The sequence below is a fragment of the Protofrankia sp. Cr1 genome, from assembly GCF_963555865.1.
Classification (GTDB): domain Bacteria; phylum Actinomycetota; class Actinomycetes; order Frankiales; family Frankiaceae; genus Protofrankia.
Genome location: NZ_CAUVXO010000205.1, coordinates 7,132 through 8,142 on the forward strand (window position 1 = coordinate 7,132; position 1,011 = coordinate 8,142).

General features: G+C 68.9%; 1 protein-coding gene. It reads left to right on the forward strand.

What is annotated here, in order from left to right; translation table 11 throughout:
* The first annotated feature begins 288 nt into the window (after positions 1-288).
* Entirely contained in the window at positions 289-966 is a 678-nt protein-coding gene (locus U9980_RS16175; RefSeq protein ID WP_322747488.1) for an LON peptidase substrate-binding domain-containing protein, read from the forward strand.
* The last annotated feature ends 45 nt before the right edge of the window (positions 967-1,011 follow it).

The window sequence follows — 1,011 nt, forward strand, 5'->3', positions numbered from 1 at the left end:
CGCGACCGCACCGGGTCCGACGATGCACCGACGACCAGCAGCTCCGGCGTGGGTTCGACCACGGAAACGCCTCCCGCCGCACCCCTCATCGGGGCAACAGTATGTCGCGTAACAGTAGCGTACGGCTGCCGGCACACATCCGGCCCCAGCACCGCGACGCTGCGCGCACCATTGCCGGGCGCTGCCAACCGAGCGTCCTGCCGGCGACGGGCCCATGATGGGTTCGGAGCCTGATCGCGTCCAGCGGCATCTCAGGAGGTTCCCCGACCTGAAACAGGTGTTTCCGTCATGACCGAACGGCTAGCCCTGTTCCCGTTGGGGACCGTGCTGCTCCCCGGCCTCCTGCTCCCACTGAAAATCTTCGAACACCGCTACCGGGTGCTTGTCGCCGAGCTACTGGACCTTGCCGCAGGTGAGCCGCGCCGGTTCGGGGTCGTCGCCATCCGCCACGGCAGGGAGACCGGGACGGACGACCTCCCGACCTTCCACGAGATCGGCTGCACGGCGAACATCCGCCGGATCGACCGGCATACCGACGGACGCTTCTCGATCATCGCATCGGGCGGGGCGAAGTTCCGGGTACTGGCGGTGGACCGGACCAGCCGTCCCTACCTCACCGGCGACGTGGAGTATCTCAGCGACGGGATCGGGGACGCCCAGGATGCGGCCGCGCAGGTCCCCGTCGTGACGAAGCTGCTCCACGACTACGCCGCCCGGCTCTCGAGCTCCCAGGCCGCCGAGCTCCGACTTCCCGATCTTCCCGATGACCCCCGGATGTTGTCCTACATCGTTGCCGCCTCCGTGGTGACCCAGACAGCCGAACGCCAGGCGCTGCTCGCCGCACCCGATGCCGCGGCCCGGCTGCGGGCCGAACGGATGATCCTCCGCAGGGAACTCGGGCTCCTCGAACGGTTCAGCGCCATCGGGTCCGACGAGCACATCCGGGTCACCCCCAGCCCGAACTAAGAGCGCCTGGCTGCTCAGGCTGTCGGGCTGGTCGGGTCGGTCGGG